The organism is Klebsiella sp. JB_Kp004 (assembly GCF_040065795.1).
Lineage (GTDB): Bacteria > Pseudomonadota > Gammaproteobacteria > Enterobacterales > Enterobacteriaceae > Klebsiella > Klebsiella quasipneumoniae.
Genome location: NZ_JBEAKW010000049.1, coordinates 18,311 through 43,927, shown reverse-complemented (window position 1 = coordinate 43,927; position 25,617 = coordinate 18,311). Strand labels below are relative to the sequence as shown.

The window sequence follows — 25,617 nt, the reverse complement described above, 5'->3', positions numbered from 1 at the left end:
GGTCAGCTCCTCTTAATGCGCGGGTCGAGGGTGGTCTGCAGAATATCCACCAACAGGTTGAGCAATACGAAAAACAGCGCCAGCACCCAGATGGTGCCCTGCAGGAGGGGCAGGTCGCGCTGAAAAATGGCGGTGTTGAGCAGCAGCCCGGTTCCCGGCCAGGAGAAGACGGTCTCCACAAGGATCGAGCCGCCCATCAGATAGCCCACCTGCAGCCCCATCACAGCCAGCGCGGTTGGCGCGGCATTTTTCATGACGTGGACAAAGATGCGCGACTCGTTGAGCCCGCGAGCGCGCAGGCCAACGATGAACTCCTGGCTGAGGATATCGGCGACCTGCGAGCGCACGGTGCGGGCGATAATCCCGGTCGGGATCACCGACAGCGTGATGGCCGGCAGCAGCATGAACTGCAGGTGCGCCCAGTCCCATTGCCAGCCCACCTCGCCTATCGGCCCGCCGCCGGTGGCCGGCAGCAGCGCGAACTTGACGCTGCAGAGGATCACCAGCAGCATCCCCAGCCAGTAGTGCGGCACGCTGACGCCAAACACCGACAACACCGAGGCCAGACGGTCAATGACGCTGTTGCGAAAATAGCCGGCGACAAAGCCGAACAGACTGCCGAGGACGAAACCGATCGCCGTCGCCAGCAGCGCCAGGCGCAGGGAGTAGCTTACCGCGGTCATCACCTCGTCAATAACCGGGCGGCCGGTGGCGACCGACATACCGAGGTCGCCGTGCAACGCCCGCCACAGCCAGTGGATAAACTGCAGGGGTAGCGGCTTATCAAAGCCGTAAGCCTGCATCAACGTCTGGCGCAGCGCCTCCGAAGCGTCCGGCGGCATTACCGACACCAGCGGGTCGCCAGGCGCTATCTGCACCAGCATGAAACAGATCACCGCCACCCCAAGCATGGTGGGGATAGCCAGCAGAATGCGGTATAGCAGCGTATTGATCATCGGTCGCCCCTTTCGCGATTACTCTTTTTTGCTCACCAGACTGAGGTCGATAAACCAGCTCTGCGGTTGCACCACCCCGGTCACCGCGGGCGAAATCGCGCGCGGCCCGACGTCGTGGGCGACAAACAGGAACGGCACCTGATCCACCAGCGCGGCGTGCAGCTCGCCGGCGGCTTTATTCATCGCTTCCGGGGTAAAGGCGTGCTTGACGGCGGCGGCCAGTTTTTCCGTCTCCGGGGTGGAGAAGTAGCCCCAGTTGGTCGCCACCGGCGGAAACGCTTTGGCGGTGGAGAAGCGGATCAGGCCAAAATAGGGATCGTTGACCGCGGCGCTGACGTTGATCGCGTCGATCCCTTTTGCCGAGGGATCCCGGGCGCCCAGACGCCAGTTGGTGAACAGGGTGTTCCATTCCACCACTTTGATATCCACATTGAAGAAGCAGCTCTTCAGGCTCTGCTGGATATACTCGTTCATCGGCAAGGGCTGCATCTGCCCGGAGCCGGAAGCCGAGGTCGCCACCGTGACGTGCAGCGGCTTGCCGGCGCTGTATCCGGCCTCGGTCATCAGCTGACGGGCGGCGTCCGGGTCATATTTGATCTGGAAGGTGGGTTTGCCATGCCACGGGCTGTCGGCCTCGTAGACCCCGGTGGCCTCGGTCATATAGCCGCCGAGGTAGCTCTTCAGCTCGGCGCGGTTCAGACACAGGTTGGCCGCTTTACGCACCCGAATGTCCTGCCACGGGGATCCTTTTTCAAAGGAGAACTGCCAGGGCCACAGGTGCGGCTGGGTGTTGGCGTAGAGGTGAAAACCCTGAGACTTGATCTGATCGATGGCGTCCGGCGCCGGGGCTTCAATCCAGTCCACCTGCTTCGACAGCAGCGCCGCGGTGCGGGCGTTAGCCTCCGGCAAGGGGATCAGCACCACCTTATCCACCCGGGGAATGCGATCTTTATTCCAGTAGTCGGGGTTTTTCGCGAGGATCAGCTGCTGACGCGGCACCAGCTTCTCCAGTTTGAACGGGCCGCTGCCCACCGCATGGGCGGCGAAGGCGGTCCACGCCTGTTTGCTGCGCGCGGCGCTATCGCCCGCGCTGGCCGGCACCGCGTCATACTGCTTCTGCCACGCCGTGGGCGAGACAATAAACAGGTTGGTGATGTTGTACGGCAGCAGCGCGTCCGGTTCCGAGGTGGTCAGCGCCACGGTGTGATCGTCAATTTTCTCCGCGCCGGCGAGGGTCGGCATCCGCGACAGGGTGTTGCCGATCTGACCCGGGGCGTACTGTGGCGCTGCTTTATTGAGCACCTTATCCACGTTCCAGACGATGGCGTCGGCGTTCACCTCGCTCCCATCATGAAATTTCACCCCCGGACGCAGGGTGAAAATCCAGCGGCGGGTGTTCTGCGGATCGATGTGCCACTCGGTCGCCAGCCCCGGCACCAGACCGCTGGGCTTTTCCCCTTGCGACAGATCCCACTCCACCAGCGCGTCGTACAGCGGGATGCCGGTAAAGCGGTTGCCCTCATAGCCCTGATCCGGCTGGCCGAGGGTCAACGGAATATCCGCGGCGGTCATGGCGATCCGCAGCGTGGAGGCGTTGGCAGGTAAGGCGGCGCCCGCCAGGGCCAGTGCGCCGCTCACCGCCACGGCGAGACGACCGGCACGCGAAAATAACGTCGTTTTGTGCATCACATGATCCCTGTTAAATAAAGTGTCACTGATTAACAGGCAAAATGCGTACCAGCTCTGGTGCGGGCGGAAATAGGCCGAAACCGACCGATAAAATAAGAAGGACTTATATTATCACCATGATAATTATGGGAAAATAATTCAACCTTATTCTGCCGCACCGCCAGCGGGAAATATGTTGCAGAATTGCACCAGTCGCTATATCGCAAAATTTAAATAATCACGTCGCGTCACTTTTTTATGCTTCCCCCTCCCCCGCCGCGGCGTATTCTCCGCCGGGAACAATCCCTTCTATACTTCAGAGAACACATCGACCGGGAGAGACTATGCCTTTAGCCGATTTTCACCGCTCCGATCCTTTTACCCTCGGTATCGAACTGGAGCTGCAGGTGGTGAACCCGCCGGGTTACGACCTCAGCCAGGATGCCTCGACGCTGATTGCCGACGTCCAGCATGAACTGACCGTGGGAGAAGCCAAGCACGATATCACCGAGAGCATGCTGGAGATCGCCACCGGGGTGTGTCGCGACATCAGCCATGCGCAAGCCCAGCTCAGCGCTATCCAGCAGGCGGTCCAGCGCGCGGCGCTGCATCATCATCTGCAGATCTGCGGCGGCGGTTCGCACCCCTTTCATGCCTGGCAGCGCCAGCAGATCAGCGACAATCCGCGCTATGTCAAAACCGTCGAGCATTTTGGCTATCTGGCGCAGCAGGCGACGGTCTTTGGCCAGCATGTCCACGTCGGCTGCCAGAGCGGCGACGACGCCATCTATCTGCTGCACGGCCTGTCGCGCTTTGTGCCGCATTTCATCGCCCTTAACGCCGCCTCGCCGTGGTTCGACAGCACCGACAGCCGCTTCGCCTGTTCGCGCCTCAACCGCTTCTCCTCTTATCCCGACAACGGCCCGATGCCGTGGGTGGCCGACTGGCAGGGGTTTCGTCGCCTGTTCCGCCAGCTGAGCTACACCAGCATGATCGACAGCATGAAGGATCTGCACTGGGATATTCGCCCCAGCCCGCAGTTTGGTACCGTCGAGGTGCGGGTGATGGATACCCCCCTGACCCTCGCCCAGGCGATCCACATCGCCGGCTTTATTCAGACCCTGGCCTGCTGGCTGTTGACGGAGCGTCCTTTTAAGCACCAGCCTGACGATTATCTGCTGTACCCTTTTAACCGCTATCAGGCCTGCCGCTACGGGCTGGACGGGACTCTCACCGATGTGCGCGGCGGGGAGCAGCGCAGCATCCGCCAGGAGATCCTGCAGCTCGCCGACCGGCTGGCCCCTTTCGCCCATCAGCTGAAGGCGACGGCGGCGCTGGAGGCGGTGGTTCGCCAGGCGAAATCGTCGCACAGCGAAGCGCAGCAGATGCGCGAGTTTATCGCCAACGGCGGTTCGCTTTCCGGGCTGGTGCAAAAACACTGTGAGATTTGGGCGGCATAAGGCAGCGAGGCGGGTATACTCGGCGCAGACCATAGAAAGGACCGCCCATGTTATTACGCTGCCTGCTCCCCCTGGCGCTGCTGCCCCTGGCCACCCTCGCCAGCGCCGCCTGTACCCTCACCGACCCGACGCTGACCCTGCAGAGCTATCGGGTGGATGCGCAGAAAGAGCGCATTGCGATGTACTGGCAGGATCGGCACGGCAAAGCCTGGGGTTCCCTGCGTTCGCTGCTGGCGGGTATCGATGGCGATGGCCGGGTGCAGATGGCGATGAACGGCGGCATTTACGATAAGGCCTACGCGCCGCTGGGGCTGTATATCGAAGACGGCAAGCGCCTGACGCCGGTAAACCGCTCCGCCGGCGGCGGGAACTTCTTTATCCGCCCCGGCGGCGTATTCCTGGTGGAGAACGGCCGGGCGAAAATCGTGCCGCTGCCGGCGTTTAAACGCTCTCCCGCCATCCGCTATGCGGTGCAGTCCGGCCCAATGCTGATTGAAAATGGCGCTATCAACTGGCGGCTGAAGCCCTCCGCCAGCTCGCGCAAACTGCGCAACGGCGTTGGCATCGATAAGCAGGGCCGGGTGGTGTTTATGCTCAGCGAGCGCGAGACCAACTTCTATGATTTTGCCTGCTATGCGCAATCAAAGCTTGGGGTGCGGCAGATGCTTTATCTCGACGGCACCCTGTCGAAGATGTACCGCAAAGGCGGCAGCGTGCCGTGGCAGTATCATCCGTTCGTGACCATGATAACGGTGGAGAGGAAATAGCAGGCGCGTTTGGGGGCGGCCATTCCAGCCAGGAGAGTGAATAAATTAACGACAGGCCGGACAAGGGATTGCCGCCGTGCCCGATGTCCTTGCCCGGTGGCGCTGCGCTTACCGGGCCTACAGAGTCTGCTCGCTATGGTATGGCCCCTGAAAGCTACGGGCGTGCAGCGGGGCCGATTCCCCCTGACCCCGGCTCTCCCCCAGAGGAGAGAGGACCGCCCGGTAGTCGTTGCAGCCCCGGTATACACAGCGGGGCCACGGAGAAAGGCACATACAATTTTTAACGTATATATTCTGATCGCTATGGTATGGCCTCTGAAAACTACGGGCGTGCAGCGGAGCCGATTCCCGCTGAAATCGGCGAACCGGAGGTCGGCAGACAAGGGCTGGCCGCCACGGAGGGCGGCCAGAGGCGATTCGAGACACGACAAAATTGCCGGGAGCAATTTTGAACAGCGCTTGCGCTGGCCCCGCAGGGGCGAGTCCCAGGGATGGGACGAGTAGTATCGAGTTGAGCCGACCGCAGGCGGACGACCGGGAGGTGAGCGTAGTGCGCAGCACCGATTTCTCTGCGGGACCGGGGGGATTGTAAAGGGGGAGACGGTTTTCTCCCCCTTTACCCGTTCACCAGCGAAGGACTACCCTTTTCTGCCAAACGCAACGTGAACGGAAAATTCCCCCTAACCCCGGCTCTCCCCAAAGGGAGAGGGGACCGCCCGGTAGTCGTTGTAGCCTGGGGTATCCCCGTTACCGACCGGTAGCGCCGCGCTTACCCCCGCCGATGCGCCCACTCGCGCATACGCTGAAACAGCACATACAGCGAAGGAATAAACAGGATGCCAACCATCGTCGCCACCAGCATCCCGCTGAACACCGTGGTGCCGATGATCCGCCTGCTCTGCGCCCCGGCGCCGGTGGCGAGCATCATCGGCATGATGCCGATAATAAACGACACAGCGGTCATCATCACCGCGCGGAAGCGGCGGGTGGCGCCCTCACGCGCGGCGTCGACTATCGACAGCCCCTCCTCGCGCCGGCTGCGGGCGAACTCAACGATCAGAATCGCATTCTTCGCCGCCAGGGCGATCAGCAGCACCAGCCCTATCTGGACATACACATCGTTGGCATAGCCCGCCGTCCACAGCCAGACCAGCGCTCCGCCGATGGCGAACAGCACCGAGAGCATGACGCTCGCGGGCAGCGTCCAGCTTTCATACTGCGCCACCAGGAACAGCCACGCCATCGCCACCGCCGCCAGCACGATCCACACCGCCTGATTGCCGGTCTGCTGCTCCTGCCAGGAGATCCCGCTCCAGGCGTAGTCATACCCCGGCGGCAGATGGGCCTGCAAAATCTGCTCCATGGCCGCCATCGCCGTGCGGCTGCTGACCCCCTCGGCCGCTGAACCGCTCACCGACACGGACGGGAACTGGTTGTACTGCTGAATAAACGGCGCCCCCACCGTCGGCGTAATGGTGACCAGATTGCTCAGCCGCACCCGCTCGCCGTCGCGGCTGCGGACGTACAGCTCGCTAATCTGCTCAGCCCGCTCGCGCCACTGCATCTCATTTTGCATCACCACATGATAGACACGGTTGTTAAGACTGAAATCGCCGGCGCGCGTGCCGCCGAACGCCGTCTGCAGGCTGCTGAAGATCTGCGCCACCGGCACATCCAGCAGCGCCGCCCGATCGCGGTCGACCGTCAGGGTCAGCTGCGGCACGTTGCTGCTCCAGGTGGTAAATACCCGGCTCAGCTGCGGATGCTGGTTCGCCAGCTGAAGGATCTCCCGCGTCACCTGCTCCAGCTCCGCCGACGACTGACCGGCCTGCGCCAGAATGCGCAGATCAAACCCCGAGGTATTGCCCAGGCCCGGCAGGGTCGGCGGCGCGAAGGTCATGATCGTCGCCTCCGGCAGCGACAGCAGCTGGCGCTGAATATCCGCCATCACCGTATCCAGCGGCGGCCGCTGATGCCAGTCCTTGAGCATCACCGAGATAAACCCGCCGTTAGCGGCGCTGGTGCCGTTGAGAATGTTAAAGCCGGACACCTGAATCACATCCTCCACCGCCGGGTTAGCCGCCAGCAGCTTGCGCGCCTGGGCCATCACCGCTTCGGTGCGCTCCAGCGACGCCGCCTCCGGCAGCTGCACACTGGCAAACAGGTAGCCCTGATCTTCCTGCGGCAGGAAGCCTTTCGGCATCGAGGTGAAGCTGAACGCCACCAACGCGCCCGCCGCCACCGTCGCCGCCAGCGCCAGCCACGGGCGGCGGTTCATCCACCCCACCAGCCGGCCATAGCCGTCGCGGGTGCCGTCGAGAAGACGGTTAAACGCCCGCCACACTGCCGCCGGCCGGGCGGGTCGCGGGCGCAGCAGCAGCGCGCAGAGGGCCGGGGTCAGGGTTAACGCCACCAGGCTCGACAGGGCCACCGCGGTGGAGAGCGTCACGGCAAACTGCCGATACAGCTCGCCGACGATCCCCGGGAGCAGCGCCACCGGCACAAACACCGCCAACAGCACCAGGGTCGTGGCGATCACCGGCCCGGCGATCTGCCGCAGCGCCTGGGCGGTGGCCTGCAGGCGATCCAGTCCTTCCGCCATTTTGGTTTCGACATTCTCCACCACCACAATGGCGTCATCCACCACCATCGTCAGGGCGAGAATAATCGCGAACAGGCTGAGGGTGTTGGCGCTGTAGCCCAGCAGATAGAGCACCGCAAAGGTGCCGATCAGTGACACCGGGATCGCCAGGGCCACGATCAGCGTCGCCCGCCAGCTCTGCAGGAACAGCGACACCACCACCACCACCGCCAGCAGGGTCAGCGCCAGCGAGACGCCGATCTCTTTGATCGTCGCCGCCACAAAGCGGGTGGTATCGAACTTCACCTCCCAGGTGAGATCCGCCGGAAAGCGAGTGTGCAGGCGGTTAAGCTCCGCGCGCACCGCGCTGGCGACCTGCAGGGCGTTGGCGGTAGGCGTCGGATAGATCCCCAGATAGGCCGACGCTTTACCGTTCAGCTGCGCGCCGGAGCTGTAGCTGCGGGCGCCCAGCTCGATGGTCGCCACGTCGGCGAGGCGCACCAGCTGCCCCTGCGCGCCGCGGCGGAGGATAATCTCGCCAAAGCTGGCCGCCTCGTTCAGACGCCCCAGTCCGTTGATGGTCAGCGTCTGCTGCTGGCCGTTGAACACCGGCGGGGTACCCACCTGCCCCGCCGCCCCCTGCACATTCTGCTCGCGCAGCGCCTGGGCAACGTCATCCGTGGTGATGTTGAGGGCGTTCATGCGGTCAGGGCGCAGCCAGATGCGCATGCTGTAATCCCGGGCGCCAAACATCTGCACCTCGCCGACGCCGGGCAGGCGGGCCAGCGCCTCGCGCACCTGGGTGCTGGCGTAATTGCTGACAAACAGCGGCGACAGCGTGCCCAGCGGCGAGTAAAGGCTTACCCCCATCAGCAGGTTGCTGGCGCGCTTGCGCACCTGGACGCCATTCTGCTGCACTTCCGCCGGGAGCTGCGCCAGCGCCTGCGCCACCCGGTTTTGCACGTCGATCGCCGCCAGATCGGCATCGGTACCTGCCGCGAAGGTGATACTCAGGCGGTACGTCCCCTCGTCCGAGCTGGTGGACTCCATATACAGCATATGATCGACGCCGTTGAGCTGGGTCTCCAGCGGGGCGGCGATGGCCTCCGCCACGTCTGACGCGCTGGCGCCCGGCCAGCTGGCGGTGACGTTCACCACCGGGGGCGTGATCGCCGGGTACTGCTCCACCGGGATCAGCTTCAGCGATACCGCGCCGACAAAGGTCAGCAGCAGCGCGATCACCATCGCAAATCGCGGACGACGGATAAAAAAGGTCAGCATCCCCTCTCCTTAGCTAGTTCAGCACCTGCACCGCGGCGCCTTCGCGCAGCCGCTGCGCGCCGTCAGTGATCACCTGCTCGCCCGCCTGCAGCCCTTTCTCGACCGCAAACTGCTGCCCCTGTTGCCCCGCAAGGGTCAGACGACGCTGCCCGGCGGTGTGGTCCGGCTTCAGCACCCAGCTGAAAAAGCCCTGCGGATCCTGCTGCACGGCGGCAGCCGGGATCATCACCCGCGACGACAGCGCTTGCGGACGGAACAGGATCGTCACGCTGCCGCCCGGCAGCAGACGGTGCTGCGGATTGGCAAACTCCGCCCGCACCGCCACGCTGCCGGTGCGGGCGTCGATCCGGTTATCGATGGAAGTCAACACGCCGTCGCGCCGTTTGCCATCCACGTCAATTTGCGCCAGCCATGCCTGCTTCAGGGCGTGGATGTCGGCATGCTGGCCGGTTTTGCTGAAAAACGCGGCTTCGTCGAGGGCAAACGACACCCGTACCGGATCGAGCTGCACGATGTCCGCCAGCACCCCGCTGGACGGGTTGACCAGCGTCCCGACGTGAAAGGCGCTGTGGCCCACCCGCCCGGTCACCGGCGCCGCAATCCGGGTATAACCGAGCACAATCTGCTGAGCCTCGACGCGGGCTTTCGCCTGCTGCACGGCGGCGGCGGCGACGTCGCGCTGCATCCGGGCCGTGTCGAGGTCGTTGCGGCTGATGGAGTGGTTGTTGATGAGCCGCTCATAGCGAGTGAGCAGCTGCTGCGACTGGCGTAGCGAGGCTTCGGCGCTTTTCAGCTCGGCCTGCGCCAGGGCCAGCGCCGCGCGGGGCTGCGCGTCGTCGAGGGTAAACAGCAGGTCGCCCTCGGTCACATACTGCCCGTCCTGGAAGTGGCGCTGAACAATCACCCCTTCGGTGCGCGCGCGAATGTCGACGGCGCGGATCGCCTCGACCCGCCCGGGGATGGCGCGTTCTTCAGCGTGAGGAGCCCGTTCTACCGTGGCGACGCGGACCGGCACCGCCGGCGCGGCGGTCGCCGTCAGGGCGCTGCCGCCCAGGACGCAGGCCAGCAGCGCAAAGCGAAAGGTGTTAATCATAGAGGATCCTTGCGAAAGTAACGCGCGCCTGCAGCCAGGCGCGCGAGATCGATCAGGCCGTTTTGCGGAACCGGCGCGTCAGACGCTTCTCGACTTCCACCACCAGGAACATGGCGATGCCGATGACCAGGGTGACAAACCAGTAGCGCAGCGGCAGCGCTTCCGTGCCAAACATGCTCTGCATCAGCGGGACATAGATAATCACCAGCTGCATCAGCAGCAGGACACCGGTCACCAGCCAGATGCCTTTATTGCGCAGCAGGCCCATGCTCAGGGAGAAGCTGTCGCTGCTGCGGCAGTTGATCATGTAGACCCACTGAGCCGTCACCAGCATCTGCAGCAGCACGGTGCGGATAAACTCCGGACTGTGGCCGCGCGGCGCCAGCCAGGCCTCAAGGATAAAGGCGGCAATCGCGATCATCGACCCGACGAAAGCCACCCGCCACACGGCGAAACCATCCATCACGTGCTGGCCGGTTTTACGCGGCGGGCGGTTCATCACGTTGCGCTCCGCGGCCTCAAAGGCCAGGCCGAAGGAGAGCGTCGCCGACGTCGCCATGTTCATCCACAGGATCAGCACCGGGGTCAGCGGAATCATGTTCCCCGCCAGCAGGGCGATGATGATCAGCAGTCCCTGCGCCAAGTTGGTCGGCATGATGAAGAGGATGGTCTTCTTCAGGTTGTCATAGACCCGACGGCCCTCTTTTACCGAGCTGGCGATGGTGGCGAAGTTATCATCGGTCAACACCATGTCAGCCGCCTCTTTGGTGACTTCGGTGCCTTTGATGCCCATGGCGATACCCACGTCGGCCTGGCGCAGCGCCGGCGCGTCGTTGACGCCGTCGCCGGTCATGCCGACCACTTCGCCGTTATCCTGCAGGGCTTTCACCAGGCGCAGCTTATGCTCCGGGCTGGTGCGGGCAAAGATGTCGTACTCCACCGCCGCCTTCGCCAGCGCCGCATCGTCCATGTGCTCCAGCTGGTAGCCGGTCATGGCCTGGCTGCTGTTGGTGATCCCCAGCATCTGGCCGATGCTCATCGCCGTCTGCGGGTGGTCGCCGGTGATCATCTTCACACGGATGCCGGCGGTCTGGCAGGCGTGGATAGCGTCAATCGCTTCCGGACGCGGGGGATCCATCATCCCGGCGATGCCGAGGAAAATCAGTCCCTCCTGCAGGTCCTCATGGTTCAGCGTGGTGGCATCAACGCTGGCCGGCTTACAGGCCGCCGCCACCATGCGCAGCCCCTGACGGGCGAAGCGCGCCATCTCCTCTTCCCAGTACTGCGCCTCGAAGGGCACCGCGCCCTGGCGGGTCATCTGCTCGCGGCACATGGCGAAGATAACGTCCGGCGCACCGGTGATCAGCACCCGGGCGTCGCCATCGATGTGCTGCAGCGTCGACATATATTTGTACTGTGAGTCAAAGGGGATCTTGGCCACCAGACGGGCCTCCACCGCCGGGAGCTGCGCTTTCGCCGCCAGCACCTTCAGCGCCCCTTCGGTTGGCCCGCCGGTGATCCCCCACAGGCCGCGCTCATCCTGGGTAAGCTGGCTGTCGTTGCACAGGTCGATGGTGCGCAGCCAGGTCTCCAGCACGGTACCCGGCTGAACCTGCACGGGCTCATCGCTCCCCTCAAGGAAGATCCGCCCCTGCGGCTCATAGCTGTCGCCTTCCACCCGGTAGCAGCAGTCGGCGGTGATGATCGCCTTGACGGTCATTTCGTTCATCGTCAGGGTGCCGGTTTTATCCGAGCAGACCACGGTCATGGCGCCGAGGGTTTCCACGGTCGGCAGCTTACGGATAATCGCCCGCTTGCGCGCCATCGTCTGGACGCCGAGCGACAGAATAATCGAGATGATCGCCGGCAACCCCTCCGGTACCGCAGCCACCGCCAGGCTAATCAGCGACAGCAGCAGTTCGCCCATCGGGATGTCCCGCAACGCGAGGCTGAAAATAAACAGCGCCACCATCATGGCGAGGATAATGACGAAAATCGCTTTGCCGAGCTTATCCATCTGCACCAGCAGCGGGGTGCGGTGCTTCTCAATGCCCGCCATCATCTGGTTGATATGGCCGAGTTCGGTCTGCGCGCCGGTGGCGGTCACCACGCCGACGCCGCCGCCGGCGCTGACGGTGGTCCCGGAGAAGACCATATTCACCCGGTCGCCCAGCGGCAGGTCGCCCTCCAGCGCGTCGGTGATTTTATCCACCACCGTCGACTCGCCGGTGAGGATCGCCTCTTCCACCCGCAGGTTGTGCGTTTCAATCAGCCGCATATCCGCCGGCACGCGGTCGCCGGCGCGCAGGATAACGATATCCCCCGGAACCAGGTCGCGCGTCGGGATAGTCTCATGTTTGCCGTTACGCTGGACGCGGGCATCGCTGGAGAGCATGTTGCGGATCCCCTGCAGGGATTTTTCGGCGTTGCTCTCCTGGATATGGCCGATCAGGGCGTTAATCACCGTCACGCCAAGGATCACCAGGGTATCGACCCAGTGACCCATGATGGCGGTGAGCGCCGCAGCGGCCAGCAGCACATAAATCAGTACGTCGTTAAAGTGGGCGAGAAAGCGCAGCCAGGCCGGTTTTCCCTTCTTTTCCGGCAGCGCGTTCGGCCCGCAGGTATTCAGGCGCTCGGCGGCGTCTGCGGAACTTAACCCAGCGGCCTGGCTTTTGGTCTGCGCCAGCACTGCGTCAACGGTCTGCTGCCAGACCTGCCGTGGCGCGGTGTCGCCCGAGGGCGTCGTAAACTTTGGGTTATTCATCTTGGTCAAATTACATTTTCCTTATAAATTCCGTGAGTCGGAAAGCCTGAAATCATTCCTGGCCAATGCAATAAAAGGTGGCGAAAAAGCCGATAAAAATGTGAACCATTACAAGCCTAAATTTTTCGCAAAATAAAAAATATGTGGTAAGTTAATTCCACGAACCAACTATTACAGAATATTAATAAACCAAAACTAAACGAGGTCAAATATGTTTGGAATCTACCGCGGACGCCGTCTGGCGCTGTACATCCTACTGGCCATCATCGCTGCCACGCTGGTGGGGTATAGCACTTATAGTTTTGTAAAAGCGCTGGCATAATAATGACGTTAATTTACAAGCAACGGGATTTAATTTAATTACAAATTATTTCAGATTAATTAACATGCGAAGACAACGCAGGCAATAATATTAAAAAGAGGCGCATTAAGGCGAGTAAAATACAAAGCATATTGCGTTAGGTGTTATTTTGCCGGACAATATGTTTTTTAACTGATGATTAACATGACATGAAACATCCGCTGGAAACGCTCCTCTCCGCCGCCGGGATCTTACTGCTGGCCCTGCTCTCCTGTCTGCTGTTGCCCGCGCCGTCGCTGGGCCTGACGCTGGCGCAAAAGCTGGTTGAGACATTCCATATGATGGATCTCAACCAGCTTTATACCGTGCTGTTTTGTCTGTGGTTCCTGGCGCTGGGCGCCATTGAGTATCTGGTGCTGCGCTGGGTGTGGCGTCGCTGGTTTTCCCTCGAACGCTAAATCAGGAAGGGCGCGCCTCAGTGGGCGCGGCTGTGGTTCTCTTTACGGTAGGCGCCCGGCGGCAGATTGAAGGTCCGGGTGAAGACGCGGGTAAAGGTCTGTTGTGAATCGAAGCCATACTTCAGGCAGATATCGTAGACCCGCTGATCGGTGTCGCGCAGATCGCGGGCGGCCAGCAGCAGCTTCCTTTCGCGTATATAGCGCCCCAGGCTCTCCCCTTTATACTGTAAAAACAGCCGTTGCAGATGCCATTTCGAATACCCGGCATGGCGAGCGATATCATCAATACGCAGCGGTTGATGCAGGTTGTCATCAATCCACTCGACGATAGTGTCAATCACCTGAGCGGAAATCGTCATATGCTCTCTCCTCTGATACTGCACTGGCGCTTAGCGCCACCAGGCGTTAAATGATTGCGTCTTATCGGCGACCCACACCGGCTCGCCCTGCACAGGCGTCAGCAGACGCCAGGCCCTTCCTTCGCTGGCAGCCGCCAGCCGTTGATACGGTTCATCCCAGCTATGTTTCGCCAAAACGAATCGTCCTGCATGCCCAGGCAGCACCGCGCGAGCGCGCAGGTCGTCAGCAGCCTGAGCCGTTTCATCCGGCATCATGTGGATATATTTCCAGTCCTGGTCATACTGTCCGTTCTCCATGATCGCCAGATCGATCGGACCGAACTCATCGCCTATCGCTTTAAAGTGCGGCCCATACCCGCTGTCGCCGCTGTAGTAAATCTTTTGCTGCGGGGTAACGAACAGAAAACTGGCCCACAGCGTCTGGTTGCGCTTCAGCCCACGGCCGGAAAAGTGCCGCGCCGGCAGGACGTGGACGATGAGCTCATCGCTAACCGGAATCGCCTGCTGCCAGTCCGCTTCGGTAATCAGCGCCCCGTCCATTCCCCAGTAGCGCAGGTGCGACCCAACCCCCAGCGGCGTAATGACCCGCTTAATTTTCGGCAGCAGAGCGCGGATGGTGGCGTAATCCAGATGGTCGTAATGATCGTGGGAGACGATCAGCAGATCGATCTCCGGCATCCCTTCCGCCCGCCACGGATAATCGCCGGGGAAGGCTTTATTGATAAAGGAGAACGGCGCCGCGTAATCGCTGAACACCGGGTCGATCAGGATGCGTTTTCCCGCCAGCTGCAGATACCAGGAAGAGTGGCCGAGCCAGACCATCACGTCCTGCCCGAGGGGCAGCGTCGCCAGATCGGTTTTCACCAGCGGCAGCGGCTGCGCGGGACGGGCGTTTTCCCGTTTGGTCATCAAAAAATCCCACCACGCCGCCAACATATTTTTCTGCCCGGTGAATCCCGGCGTGGGCAGTTGGTTATGGAACTGGCCGTCCCGGTAGTGGGGAGACGCTTCCACCTGGCTAAGCTGTGCCCCCTGCGGCGCCTTACCAAAACCGGCATTGAGGACAAACGGCAATGTCGTTGCTGCTGCGAGTAACATGATGGCGACCACGCTGAAAGTGACACGGTTCATATCCTGACCAGACAAAAGCCCCCATCCCGGAGGCTTTATGATATAACTTGATTATGAGTGAGTACGCACTCATTATTAGGAATGTGATGAAAGTCGTCAAGACGATTTTCAATTTTTGCGTTCCGCCGTTGCAGCGACCTGGTCAGACGTGCAAAGATCGGCGGTTTGTTTAAACCTGCGTGAGGAAAAATGTAGTGGCTCGTCCAAAGAGTGAAGATAAAAAGCAAGCGTTACTGGAAGCTGCCGCCGCGGCTTTCGCCCAGTCCGGCATCGCCGCCTCAACGTCGGCCATCGCCCGCAGCGCCGGGGTTGCCGAGGGGACGCTGTTTCGCTATTTCGCCACCAAGGATGAGTTGCTCAACGAACTGTACCTCGCCATTAAGCTGCGCCTGGTGCGGATGATGATCGCCGGGCTGGATCCGGACGAAAAGCGCCCGAAAGAGAACGCGCGCAATATCTGGAACAGCTATATCGACTGGGGCGTGCGCAACCCGATGGAGCACAAGGCGATCCGCCGGATGGCGCTCAGCGAGCGCATCACGGACGAAACCCGCCGCCAGGTGAAAGAGAGCTTTCCGGAGCTCAACGAAATGTGCCAACTGTCGGTGAAAGAGATATTCCTCAGCGAAGCGTATCGCGCCTTTGGCGATGCCCTGTTTCTGTCGCTGGCGGAAACCACTATCGAATTCGCCAGCCACGATCCGCAGCGCGCCCGGGAGATTATCGCCCTTGGCTTTGAAGCCATGTGGAACGCCCTGCATGAGGCGGATGCCAAATGACGCCGGAAACGCTGCACCCCTGCGCCCACCGTATCGCCCTGACCTACCCGTTTACCGAGCACTGCTGGCCCTTTGGGCCGGAGTACGACGTGTTTAAGGTCGACGGCCGCATCTTTATGATCACCATGACCATTCGCGGCCGGGCGCTGGTCAACCTCAAGGCCGAGCCGCAGAAGTCGCTGCTCAATCAGGAAATTTATCGCAGTATCGAACCGGGCTACCATATGAACAAGAAACACTGGATCACGGTGGTGCCGGGGGACGACATCAGCGAGGATCTGCTGGCCGAGCTGATTGACGACTCATGGCATCAGGTGGTGAACAAGCTGAGCAAAAAAGCCCAGCAGCGCCTGCGTCCGCGCTGATTTTCAGCCAAACGCGATAAGTGTTATCGCATTTTTCACCCTTATCATTTGGCGATCTTCGCTGTACTCTTCCTCTCCTGAACGCACCGGTAAGGTGCTGTAAACTGTGAGGAAGAGTTATGGATATCGTATCGGTCGCTTTGAAGCGCTATTCCACCAAGGCCTTTGACGCCACGAAAAAGCTGACTGCCGGGGAAGCGGAACAGCTGAAAACGCTGCTGCAGTACAGCCCGTCTAGCACCAACTCCCAGCCGTGGCACTTTATCGTCGCCAGCACCGATGAAGGGAAAGCCCGCGTGGCGAAAGCCGCCAGCGGTACCTACGTGTTCAACGAACGTAAAATTCTCGACGCCTCGCACGTGGTGGTGTTCTGCGCGAAAACCGCGATGGACGACGCCTGGCTGCAGCGCGTCGTGGATCAGGAAGAGGCCGATGGCCGTTTCGCCACCCCGGACGCAAAAGCCGCTAACCACAAGGGTCGCACTTTCTTTGCCGATATGCACCGCAAAGAGCTGAAGGATGACGATCAGTGGATGGCGAAGCAGGTGTATCTCAACGTCGGCAATTTCCTGCTGGGCGTAGCGGCGATGGGTCTCGACGCCGTGCCGATTGAAGGGGTTGATTTTGCGATCCTCGATGAGGAATTTGACCTGAAAGCCCAGGGCTACACCAGCCTGGTGGTGGTCCCGGTCGGCCATCATAGCGTTGAAGACTTTAACGCCTCCCTGCCGAAGTCGCGTCTGCCGCAGTCGACGACGATTACCGAGATCTAATCTCCCCACAAGGCGCCTTTAACCGGGCGCCTGTGGTGTCGCTTGTCAGTGCCGGGTGGCGGCTACGCCTGACCCGGCCTACATAACCCTCTCTATATCAGCTGGTTAGCCCTCATCGTAGGCCCGCGCAAGCGCAGCGCCGCCGGGCGCGTTAATTTAATAAAGTAAAACTTGCGGGTGCTTTATACCGCAGGCTAACGCGTATCGCGTTAAGGTATCCAGACTGGCGCGGGTGATATTGGCTTCCATTCTGGAGACCGTTGGCGCACTCACCCCCATCCTCTGCGCCACCTGGGCTCGGGTCAGCCCCGCCTGCTCGCGCCATTGCGCCAGCATAGTACGTAATCGATGTTGACGTTCTTGCGCATCGAACGCAGCCTGAACCTCAGGCTGGCTGAGCAGTTCCGTTTTTAACGTATCCCAGTCAATGATCTTTTTACTCATTGCGCATCTCCTCTAATCGCTTCAGCGCCAGGCGAATTTCCGATGACGGGGTTTTTTGCGTTTTCTTGACAAAAACCCGTAGCAGAAAGAGCGTCTTGCCTTGCTGAAAAACGTAAATCCCTCGCCCCTGTACCGAACCTAACGCCCGAATTTCAAATAGCCCCTGCCCCAGCGGTTTACTATCAGGTTCTCTCAGCGCGGTGGGATTTTGGCGTAACTTGTCTAATTGCCTGATCATCTTCGCCTGGACAATGGCCGGAAGCGCCTGCAATTCCTTTTTAACGTCCACGTGCACAACCATTCTGAACATCAGACTCCCTTCCTCTAAATGTTAGCATATAAGGCAAATTGCCTTAAAGGCTAATTTTGCCGATGCCCGGCAAGCGTATGCGCATTTGCTGCCAATCGCAGAAAAACGCGCTGAAACTGGAATCATGGACGAAAAAAAGCCGCGACTTAGCGCGGCCTGAGTGGTTAGCGTTCTCAAAGCGAGGTTAGTTGTTCTCCACCTGCCTTTCACCCGCGTGCCAGATGCGCTCGGCATAGCGGCCAATCACCGCCAGCGAGACGGCAAGGATCAGGAAAAACAGCACCTTGTGCATCCCGTTCCAGAAAAACTCAAAGAAGCGGGTATAGAGATTGATCGCCAGGAAGGTTAACCCGAAGCCGCGCAGCATTGCGTCATCGGTTTTCAGACTGATAAAAATGCAGACGCCGGCCGCCGCGGCAAACAGCAGCCCCCACGGCAGGAGTCGCGCCTGGCTCACGTTGTACCAGCTGTCAGCGTCGTAATTACCGAAAATCGACAGGATCCACAGCGCAATAAACAGATACGTGAGGCCCATCGCCTTGCTGACGGTAAACAGCTGCCGCTGGCGAAGCAGGGACTGCGCGCCGTAGCAGAGCGCCAGCAGCGCGCCGCCAAACAGGACGAAGCGGATCGGGTAGTTCATGCCCAGCCAGTAGGCGCCCCACCCCGAGACGTAGCCGGTTTCCGCGCCAAACCAGTTGCCCAGCGCCAGCAGAAAAAAGAGCCACACCAGCCCGGAGCGGGCAGCATAGCCGATAGCACCGTAAATCACGCATCCGACCAGAAACAGCGGCGCGATATGGCCGCTGCCGTTATCCAGTCGTTCACCAAGCTGCCATAGCGCCACCGCGGTAAAGACAACGCCCAGAAACAAAATCGCCTCGGTGCTGTAGTGCCACTGCGTCTCCCGCCGCTGGCGGCGAAAACCCCAGGCGTAGCAGGCGACAGCCAGCAGCGCAGGCAGCAGGATCCGCGTCAGCGCCGAGCGGCTGAACAGGCTCAGCAGCCACGCCACCAGTTCATTGTCGGCGAACAGACTGCCCAGAGCAATCAGCACGCAGGTCAGCGCGGTCCAGAAGGCATAGCGGCTCAGACGCCGCCAGTCGAAGGGGGAGACGCGCAGCGTTTGCGCCAGCCGCTGGCTGTCTGCCGGGGTTAACTCCCCCCTGGCCTGCCAGGCGTTCAGCGCGCGCTGAATAATGCGCTGCTCTTTTCGGGTTACGTTCATAGGCATTCCTTGAGACTGATGACAAACCTGTTTTCGCTAATGTGCTCGCCTTTCTGCGGGTGGCAGTTGCGCCTGACCCGGCCTACCTAACCATTTATATATCAGTTTGTTACCCCGCAACCTGGGCCCGTGTAAGCGCAGCGCCGCCGGGCATGATATCAGGCTCGATACCCGTCATATTGCCGGGTGGCGGCTGCGCCTGACCCGGCCTACGGTCCCAAATCACCGCCGGGCCTGGGGCTGCTGAAACTGCCGGTGTTGCGGCCTCAACATAGCTGAGACGTTCCCGGCAGGCCGGGCAATACCCGAAGATGGCACATTGCCAGCCATCTGATTCCTTGTGATTAATGTTGGTCCAGCCACGCCAGCGCCTGCTCGCCCGCCTCGTCCATCGGCAGGTAGACCAGCAGGCGCGAACCGTTGCGCGGCGCCGAATACCAGTACATCTGCTGCAGGCTGAATCGCCCGAGCTGCGGGTGGTTAAAATGTTTAATCTGGTTTTCCACGCCGCGCACCTCGTAGCGCTGATGCCACAGCGCTTCAAACTCCGACGAGGCGGCGAAAAAGCGCGCCAGTTTGTTTTCCCATGCCGGATCGCCGCGGTGCTCGGCCATCGCGGCGCGGAAATAGGAGACGAAGGTCGGCAGCACATCGCGATTTTCGATCCGGCTGCGCCAGGTCTCATGGGTCAGATACAGATAAATGCAGTTGCGATCTTCTTCCGGGAGGGTGGCGAAATCGATGCCCATCAGGCGGCAGAAGCTGTCGTTCCAGGCCACAATATCAAAGTTCGGTTTTTGAATACTGGCCGGCTGCGGCATCAGGCTGTCGAGCATTCGCCGGGTGCCGGGGCTGATGCCTTCACATACCGTCACCTGGGTCGCTTCCGGCGGGGTCAGCCCGGCGAGTACGAACAGGTGCCGGGTCTCCAGCGGGCTGCACTGCAGGGCATTCGCTACCCCCACCAGCACCGCTTCCGACGGATTCACCTCCCGCCCCTGCTCCAGCCAGGTGTACCAGGTGACGCCGACGTCGGCGAGCATCGCCACCTCCTCCCGACGCAGACCCGGCGTGCGCCGGCGGCCCACCCGGGGCAACCCCAGGCGCTGCGGGTCGAGGCTCTCACGCCGGGCGCGCAGAAACGCCCCCAGCTGTTTGCGCCGATCGTCCGGCACGGCGAACGTCGACTCTCGTTGCGGCATCGTGGTCATCACCCCTCCAGCATGGTAGTTCCAGTACCAGTATAGACAGGAACTGGTACCCGTTTAATTTATCGGTAATGCTACGTCGGTCTGCTGAATGACGCAATGGAGAACCCCATGAAAACGTCTGCTGTTTCACCCGGCCGCGCCGGTCTGTGGCTGCTGCTGGGCGGCCAGATGCTGCCGCTTATTGATACCTCGATCACCAATGTGGCGCTGGACGCCATCACCCACACCCTGGCGGCCAGCGCCACGCAGCTGGAGCTTATCGTCGCGCTCTACGGCGTCGCCTTTGCCGTCTGCCTGGCGATGGGCAGTAAGCTTGGCGATAACTATGGCCGCCGTCGCCTGTTTATGTGGGGCGTCGCTCTCTTTGGCATCGCTTCCCTGTTGTGCGGCATGGCGAACAGCATCAGCGCCCTGCTGGCCGCCCGCACCCTGCAGGGCGCCGGGGCGGCGCTGATTGTGCCGCAGATCCTCGCCACCCTGCACGTCACCCTCAAAGGCCCGGCCCACGCCCGGGCCATCAGCCTGTATGGCGGGATCGGCGGGATCGCGTTTATCGTCGGTCAGATGGGCGGCGGCTGGCTGGTATCGGCGGATATCGCCGGGCTGGGCTGGCGCAACGCCTTTTTTATCAATGTGCCGATCTGCCTGCTGGTGCTGGCCCTGAGCCGCCGCTATGTGCCGGAAACCCGTCGTGAGACGCCGTCGCGGATTGACTGGCAGGGCACCCTGTACCTCGCCCTCATCCTCTGCTGCCTGCTGTTCCCGATGGCCCTCGGTCCCGAGCTGCACTGGCCGCTGTGGCTGCAGCTGATGCTGGTGGCGGTCCTGCCGCTGCTGTTCGCCATGCGTCAGAGCGCCCTGCGCCAGCAGCAGCGCGGCGACCATCCCCTGCTGCCGCCGCGTCTGCTGCAGTTGACCAGCATCCGCTTCGGGATGGCCATCGCCCTGCTGTTCTTCAGCGCCTGGTCCGGCTTTATGTTCTGCATGGCGCTGACCATGCAGGAGGGGCTGGGGATGGCGCCGTGGCAGTCCGGCAATAGCTTTATCGCCCTCGGCGTGGCCTATTTTATTTCGGCGCTGTATGCCCCGCGGCTTATCGCCCGCTACAGCATGGGGCGGATCCTGTTGACCGGTCTGACGGTGCAGATCGCCGGGCTACTGCTGCTGTGCGCCACCTTCTCCCGCTTCGGCATCGCCACCACCGCCCTGACGCTGGTCCCCGCCACGGCGCTGATCGGCTACGGTCAGGCGCTGATCGTCAACAGCTTTTACCGGATTGGCATGCGCGATATCAGCGCCAGCGACGCCGGGGCCGGGAGCGCCATCCTCAGCACCCTGCAGCAGGCGACCCTCGGTCTCGGGCCGGCTATACTCGGATCGCTGTTCCTGGCGCTGGCCCGCCGCGGCGGCGGAAACTATCCGCAGGCGCTGATTGATTTTCTGCTGGTCGAGGTGGCCATGATGCTGTTGCTGGGGGCCATCGCGCTGTGGCTGCGCCATCATCTCAACCGACAGCCGGCGACGGCGGCGTCGTAATACCGGCGGCGGTAATTTGCATAATCGTTATCCAGCGGTCATCATACCCGCTGGATATTCAGGAGACGTTATGCAGGAATTAATATCGCAAATTGCCGCCTTAGGAATCGAAATAACCCCCACCCGCTCGCTGATGATTATCTTCGGCATTATCTTGTTCACCGCCGTCGTCGTGCATCTGATATTGCACAAAGTGGTCCTGCGCGCTTTTGAAAAACGGGCGTTGGCCAGTAGCCATCTGTGGTTGCAAATCATCACGCAGAATAAACTCTTTCACCGACTGGCCTTTACCCTGCAGGGGATCATCGTTAACGTGCAGGCGGTGCTGTGGCTGCAAAAAGGCAGCGAGGCCGCAGAAATATTAACCACCGTGGCTCAGCTATGGGTGATGATATATGCCATGCTGTCCTTCTTCTCGCTGCTGGATGTGATCTTAAAGCTGGCGCAGAAATTTCCCGCCGCCTCTCAGCTACCGCTGAAGGGGATATTCCAGGGAATTAAGCTGGTGACGGCGATTATTATCGGTATCCTGATTATTTCCCTGCTGATAGGCCAGTCGCCAGCGATCCTGATTAGCGGGCTCGGCGCGATGGCCGCGGTACTGATGCTGGTATTTAAAGATCCGATCCTTGGTCTGGTGGCCGGTATCCAGCTCTCGGCCAACGATATGCTCAAGCTTGGCGACTGGCTGGAGATGCCGAAGTACGGCGCCGACGGCGCGGTGATCGATATCGGTCTCACCACGGTCAAGGTACGCAACTGGGACAACACCATCACCACCATTCCGACCTGGTCGCTGGTCTCCGACTCATTTAAAAACTGGAGCGGGATGTCGGCCTCCGGCGGCCGCCGCATTAAGCGCAGCCTCAACATCGACACCACCAGCATTCATTTCCTCGATGAACAGGAGCAGCAGCGCTTGATCCGGGCGAAGTTGCTTAAACCCTATATGGATTCGCGCCACGAGGAGATTAGCGCCTGGAACCAGCAGTATGCCGGGGAGCAATCGGTCCTCAACGAGCGCCGAATGACCAATGTCGGCACCTTCCGCGCCTATCTGCAGGAGTATTTACGTCATCATCCGCGCATCCGCCAGGATATGACCCTGATGGTGCGCCAGCTGGCGCCGGATGCCAACGGCTTGCCGATCGAGATCTACTGCTTCACCAACACTGTGGTGTGGGCGGAATATGAGGGGATCCAGGCGGATATTTTCGACCATGTCTTCGCCGTGGTGGAGGAGTTTGGCTTACGCATTCATCAAACGCCCACCGGCAACGACATTCGCGCGCTGGCGGGGGCCTTCCCCCGCTAACCTCAGGCGCTGGCGCGGGCGATCACGCGCCAGTCCATCATCACCCGCTCGACGGCGGCGTCGGGATCGTCGATGCGTTTCATTAACAGATCCACCGCCGTGCGGCCGATCGCCCGGGAGGGCTGTTCAACGGTGGTCAGCTGCGGGGAGACCACTTCCGCCAGCTCGGTGCCGTCGAAGCCGATCACCGCGATATCCTCCGGCACCCGCAGCCCGGCCTGGTCAATCGCCCGCAGCGCCCCGGCGGCAAGGGAGTCCGATACGGCAAATACCGCGTCGGGCTTCTCGTCTTGCGACAGCAGCTGCTCCATCGCCCGTTTACCGGCCGCCGCGCTAAGATCCTGCGCGTAGGTCACCTGCTGATACGCCAGACCGTGCACGTGCAGCACGCTTTTATAGCCGCGCTCGCGCAGACGAGCGTAGCGATAGCTGAGGTCGTGATTAATGAGCGCAATGCGCCGGCGGCCGCCGTCGGCCAGCCGGGACACCGCCCCCTGGGCCGCCTCGACGTCGTTAATCCCGACGCAGGAGATGCTGCCGGTGTCGGCATACTCCGCACACTGTACCCAGGGCGCATCGCCAATCATGGTGGTCAGTTCCGGCAGGCTGGAGAGCGCGTTCATGGTGATAATGCCATCGACCATTTTGCCGGAAAGCAGCTGCAGGCCGGAGGTCGAGCGGGCCAGATCCGACCCGGAGTTACACAGCAGAATGCGGTAGCCGTTCTTTTCCGCCTCTTCTTCTATCCCTTTCACCACCTCGGCGCAAAAGGGGTTAGCGATATTGGAGACCATCACCAGGATCATATTGCTGCGGGCGGTTCGCAGCTGTCGCGCCAGCAGGTTCGGCTGATAGTTGCTCTCTTTGATCGCCTGCAGCACGCGCTCACGGTTTTTGGCTTTTACCGTATCGCTGTTGTTCAGCACCCGCGACACCGTGGCCACCGAAACGCCGGCCAGACGAGCAATTTTCTGAATAGACATAAACCCTGCACTTCCTGCGATAGAGGTGGATCCTGCAGGCTATCATAAATGACCTCTGGTTGGCCTGCCAGCCTGGCGCGCAAGCGCGGCTCAGTAAGACGGTGTCTCGGGAAACTATTAATAATCAGGGCTTCTCTCCCGCCGCGTTAACGCGCATCCTTTTGCCGTTTCATATGCTTATTAGCGCAGGAGGCGCAACAGACCGCCTGCGCCCCATTTGTGCTTTTATGATTAAGGATGATATCCCCATGAGGCTCTCCACCGCGATTCTCGCCCTCAGCTGTGCCCTGGTAACGATCACCGGCTGCACCTCGTCAAAATCGTCACCGGAACGCCACGCCTATGCGTTCGTCGCCCACCGCTCCGATTTTGTCGGCGGCAACTTCACCGTCAACCGTCAGGAAAATTACCGTTTAAACCTGCCGACCTTCACGGCGATGTACGCCCGCGGCCAGCAGGATAAAGCCGCTGGCATGAGCGAAAGCGACGCCCGCCGCACCGCCGAGGCCATCAAACAGCAGGCGGCGCAGGGCACCCGCACCGAGCACGCTTTTACCGGCAACGCCAGCGACAAATGGGATAATGCGATGGAAAATAAAGATGCCGTCCTGTTCGGCAATGAGCTCTCCGGGGCCTATCTCGACGGCTATCTTGGGGTGAAATAACCCGGCGGCGCGCGTCCTGCGCCCCGCCAGAATTCAGCGTTCGACGCTCACCCAGCGCTGCTGCTGATGGCTTTTGACGATCGCCTCGATGATGTACATCACATCGGCGCCGTCGTCGAAAGCGGCGAAGCGCCGGGCCCCGGCCTCCGGCATCTTCCCGGCGCGCACAGCCTGATAAAAATGGCCCATCATATTCTTAAAGGCGTCCGGCCAGCCCTCAATATGGCCGCCGGGGTAATGGGCGCTGTCAGCGATCTCCGGCCGCAGCAGGCTGGGGTCGTCGCTGAGCCGCCGATCCGGCTGCTCGCGGTGGCCAATCCACAGCCGCTGGGGCACTTCCTGATCCCAGGCCAGAGAACAGCGGCTGCCGTTAATCTCCACCGCCAGACGGTTTTTCCGCCCGGCGCTCACCTGAGAGACCATAAAGCTGCCTTTGCTGCCATCGTCAAAACGCAACAGCACCGAGCCAAAGTCCTCGGTATCAACAGGCCGGGTTTCATATCCCTGCGCCTCGTGAACGGCGCTGAAGGTCGCTTTGCCATTCACTGGCGCTTTACGCGTCGGCCAGACGATAGACAGATCCGCCATCACCTCGACAATCCGCCGACCGGTCATAAACTGCACGGTATCGCACCAGTGGGAGCCGATGTCGGCCACCGTCCGCGACGCGCCGCCCTGCGCCGAATCAACCCGCCAGTTGTAGTCGGTCTCCAGCAGCATCCAGTCCTGTAAATAGCCGCCGTGCGCCGCGAAGATTCTGCCGACATCGCCATGGCGGATCATCGCCGCCGCCTGCTGGACCATGGCGAACTGGCGATAGACAAAGCTGACGCCATGCACCACGCCGGCCCGGGCGGCAAGCGTCACCAGCTCCCGCGCCTCCTCCGCCGTCATACACAGCGGTTTTTCGGAGAAGACGTGCAGCCCGGCGGCGAGGATCTGCCGGTTAATCTGGGCATGCAGATGGTTCGGCGTACAGTTATGCACCACCTGCAGCCCCGGATGGGCCAGCAGCGCCTCCACGCTGTCGTAGGCATGGGCAATATTCAGCGCTCGCGCCTTGCGCTGCGCCGCCTCAAGGCTGCTGTCGCACAGCGCCACCACCTCGATATCCCCCAGCCGCCGCAGCGCCTCCAGATGCGCCGGACCAATAAACCCTGCCCCAATAATCGCGACCTGAATCATA

22 protein-coding genes are annotated in these 25,617 nt (G+C 61.3%); 9 read left to right on the top strand and 13 right to left on the bottom strand.

Annotation, left to right across the window (positions count from 1 at the left end; all coding sequences use genetic code 11):
- Positions 1-2: 2 nt before the first annotated feature.
- Together ABLX76_RS23110 and ABLX76_RS23105 are read right to left on the bottom strand one after the other, a co-directional pair.
- Positions 3-956, bottom strand: a complete 954-nt coding sequence (locus tag ABLX76_RS23110; protein WP_023288740.1) for an ABC transporter permease — start codon at positions 954-956, stop codon at positions 3-5.
- Between the two features lie 18 nt (positions 957-974).
- Positions 975-2,642, bottom strand: a complete 1,668-nt coding sequence (locus ABLX76_RS23105; RefSeq protein WP_023288739.1) for an ABC transporter substrate-binding protein — start codon at positions 2,640-2,642, stop codon at positions 975-977.
- A gap of 326 nt (positions 2,643-2,968) precedes the next feature.
- Here ABLX76_RS23105 and ABLX76_RS23100 point away from each other — a divergent pair, with 326 nt between their 5' ends.
- Together ABLX76_RS23100 and ABLX76_RS23095 are read left to right on the top strand one after the other, a co-directional pair.
- Positions 2,969-4,084, top strand: coding sequence for a YbdK family carboxylate-amine ligase (locus ABLX76_RS23100; RefSeq protein ID WP_023288738.1), 1,116 nt, complete (start codon positions 2,969-2,971; stop codon positions 4,082-4,084).
- Positions 4,085-4,131: 47 nt separating this feature from the next.
- Complete coding sequence (locus ABLX76_RS23095) at positions 4,132-4,851, top strand: phosphodiester glycosidase family protein (protein ID WP_023288737.1); 720 nt, start codon at positions 4,132-4,134, stop codon at positions 4,849-4,851.
- 769 nt (positions 4,852-5,620) lie between these two features.
- Here the strand turns inward: ABLX76_RS23095 and ABLX76_RS23090 are convergent.
- The 3 genes from ABLX76_RS23090 to ABLX76_RS23080 are packed head-to-tail and all read right to left on the bottom strand — an operon-like array spanning position 5,621 to position 12,582.
- Positions 5,621-8,713: an efflux RND transporter permease subunit gene (locus tag ABLX76_RS23090; RefSeq protein ID WP_348875349.1), complete on the bottom strand. Its 3,093-nt coding sequence runs from the start codon at positions 8,711-8,713 to the stop codon at positions 5,621-5,623.
- Between the two features lie 13 nt (positions 8,714-8,726).
- Positions 8,727-9,806, bottom strand: coding sequence for an efflux RND transporter periplasmic adaptor subunit (locus ABLX76_RS23085; RefSeq protein ID WP_023288735.1), 1,080 nt, complete (start codon positions 9,804-9,806; stop codon positions 8,727-8,729).
- 52 nt (positions 9,807-9,858) lie between these two features.
- The gene (locus ABLX76_RS23080; RefSeq protein WP_023288734.1) at positions 9,859-12,582 is read right to left on the bottom strand and encodes a cation-transporting P-type ATPase; all 2,724 of its coding nucleotides are present in this window, start codon (positions 12,580-12,582) and stop codon (positions 9,859-9,861) included.
- 501 nt (positions 12,583-13,083) lie between these two features.
- Here ABLX76_RS23080 and ABLX76_RS23075 point away from each other — a divergent pair.
- A complete protein-coding gene (locus tag ABLX76_RS23075) occupies positions 13,084-13,332 on the top strand; it encodes a DUF1158 domain-containing protein (RefSeq protein ID WP_002893037.1) in 249 nt (82 codons plus the stop codon).
- Positions 13,333-13,349: 17 nt separating this feature from the next.
- Here ABLX76_RS23075 and ABLX76_RS23070 read toward each other — a convergent pair whose 3' ends face one another.
- Both ABLX76_RS23070 and ABLX76_RS23065 read right to left on the bottom strand, forming a co-directional pair.
- Positions 13,350-13,691, bottom strand: coding sequence for a RamA family antibiotic efflux transcriptional regulator (locus ABLX76_RS23070; RefSeq protein WP_004202492.1), 342 nt, complete (start codon positions 13,689-13,691; stop codon positions 13,350-13,352).
- Between the two features lie 30 nt (positions 13,692-13,721).
- Positions 13,722-14,837, bottom strand: coding sequence for an MBL fold metallo-hydrolase (locus ABLX76_RS23065; protein ID WP_348875347.1), 1,116 nt, complete (start codon positions 14,835-14,837; stop codon positions 13,722-13,724).
- A 179-nt stretch (positions 14,838-15,016) separates the two neighbouring features.
- Here ABLX76_RS23065 and ABLX76_RS23060 point away from each other — a divergent pair, with 179 nt between their 5' ends.
- The 3 genes from ABLX76_RS23060 (at position 15,017) to nfsB (ending at position 16,739) form a co-directional block, all read left to right on the top strand.
- The gene (locus ABLX76_RS23060) at positions 15,017-15,601 is read left to right on the top strand and encodes a TetR/AcrR family transcriptional regulator (RefSeq protein WP_023288732.1); all 585 of its coding nucleotides are present in this window, start codon (positions 15,017-15,019) and stop codon (positions 15,599-15,601) included.
- Complete coding sequence (locus ABLX76_RS23055) at positions 15,598-15,966, top strand: MmcQ/YjbR family DNA-binding protein (RefSeq protein WP_004202487.1); 369 nt, start codon at positions 15,598-15,600, stop codon at positions 15,964-15,966. The genes ABLX76_RS23060 and ABLX76_RS23055 overlap by 4 nt, the downstream gene beginning before the upstream one ends.
- A 119-nt stretch (positions 15,967-16,085) precedes the next feature.
- Positions 16,086-16,739: an oxygen-insensitive NAD(P)H nitroreductase gene (gene nfsB, locus ABLX76_RS23050; RefSeq protein ID WP_023288731.1), complete on the top strand. Its 654-nt coding sequence runs from the start codon at positions 16,086-16,088 to the stop codon at positions 16,737-16,739.
- Positions 16,740-16,895: 156 nt separating this feature from the next.
- Here the strand turns inward: nfsB and ABLX76_RS23045 are convergent, their stop codons facing one another.
- The 4 genes from ABLX76_RS23045 to ABLX76_RS23030 form a co-directional block, all read right to left on the bottom strand.
- The gene (locus ABLX76_RS23045) at positions 16,896-17,183 is read right to left on the bottom strand and encodes a helix-turn-helix transcriptional regulator (protein WP_049013658.1); all 288 of its coding nucleotides are present in this window, start codon (positions 17,181-17,183) and stop codon (positions 16,896-16,898) included.
- Positions 17,176-17,493, bottom strand: a complete 318-nt coding sequence (locus tag ABLX76_RS23040) for a type II toxin-antitoxin system RelE/ParE family toxin (RefSeq protein WP_049013659.1) — start codon at positions 17,491-17,493, stop codon at positions 17,176-17,178. The genes ABLX76_RS23045 and ABLX76_RS23040 overlap by 8 nt, the downstream gene beginning before the upstream one ends.
- Positions 17,494-17,677: 184 nt before the next feature.
- The gene (locus tag ABLX76_RS23035) at positions 17,678-18,721 is read right to left on the bottom strand and encodes a DUF2157 domain-containing protein (protein WP_348875346.1); all 1,044 of its coding nucleotides are present in this window, start codon (positions 18,719-18,721) and stop codon (positions 17,678-17,680) included.
- A gap of 344 nt (positions 18,722-19,065) precedes the next feature.
- Positions 19,066-19,932: a helix-turn-helix transcriptional regulator gene (locus ABLX76_RS23030; protein WP_023288725.1), complete on the bottom strand. Its 867-nt coding sequence runs from the start codon at positions 19,930-19,932 to the stop codon at positions 19,066-19,068.
- 108 nt (positions 19,933-20,040) lie between these two features.
- Here ABLX76_RS23030 and ABLX76_RS23025 point away from each other — a divergent pair, with 108 nt between their 5' ends.
- Together ABLX76_RS23025 and ABLX76_RS23020 are read left to right on the top strand one after the other, a co-directional pair.
- Positions 20,041-21,468 carry an MFS transporter gene (locus ABLX76_RS23025; protein ID WP_048296961.1) on the top strand — a complete coding sequence of 476 codons (1,428 nt, stop codon included), beginning with the start codon at positions 20,041-20,043 and terminating at the stop codon, positions 21,466-21,468.
- A gap of 70 nt (positions 21,469-21,538) precedes the next feature.
- Positions 21,539-22,783 carry a mechanosensitive ion channel family protein gene (locus ABLX76_RS23020; RefSeq protein WP_023288723.1) on the top strand — a complete coding sequence of 415 codons (1,245 nt, stop codon included), beginning with the start codon at positions 21,539-21,541 and terminating at the stop codon, positions 22,781-22,783.
- Positions 22,784-22,785: 2 nt separating this feature from the next.
- Here ABLX76_RS23020 and ABLX76_RS23015 read toward each other — a convergent pair whose 3' ends face one another.
- Positions 22,786-23,766 carry a LacI family DNA-binding transcriptional regulator gene (locus ABLX76_RS23015; protein ID WP_017900840.1) on the bottom strand — a complete coding sequence of 327 codons (981 nt, stop codon included), beginning with the start codon at positions 23,764-23,766 and terminating at the stop codon, positions 22,786-22,788.
- Positions 23,767-24,014: 248 nt separating this feature from the next.
- Here ABLX76_RS23015 and ABLX76_RS23010 point away from each other — a divergent pair, with 248 nt between their 5' ends.
- A complete protein-coding gene (locus ABLX76_RS23010) occupies positions 24,015-24,431 on the top strand; it encodes an Exc2 family lipoprotein (RefSeq protein ID WP_023288721.1) in 417 nt (138 codons plus the stop codon).
- Positions 24,432-24,464: 33 nt separating this feature from the next.
- Here the strand turns inward: ABLX76_RS23010 and ABLX76_RS23005 are convergent, their stop codons facing one another.
- Complete coding sequence (locus ABLX76_RS23005; RefSeq protein ID WP_060589580.1) at positions 24,465-25,616, bottom strand: Gfo/Idh/MocA family oxidoreductase; 1,152 nt, start codon at positions 25,614-25,616, stop codon at positions 24,465-24,467.
- Position 25,617 lies beyond the last annotated feature (1 nt).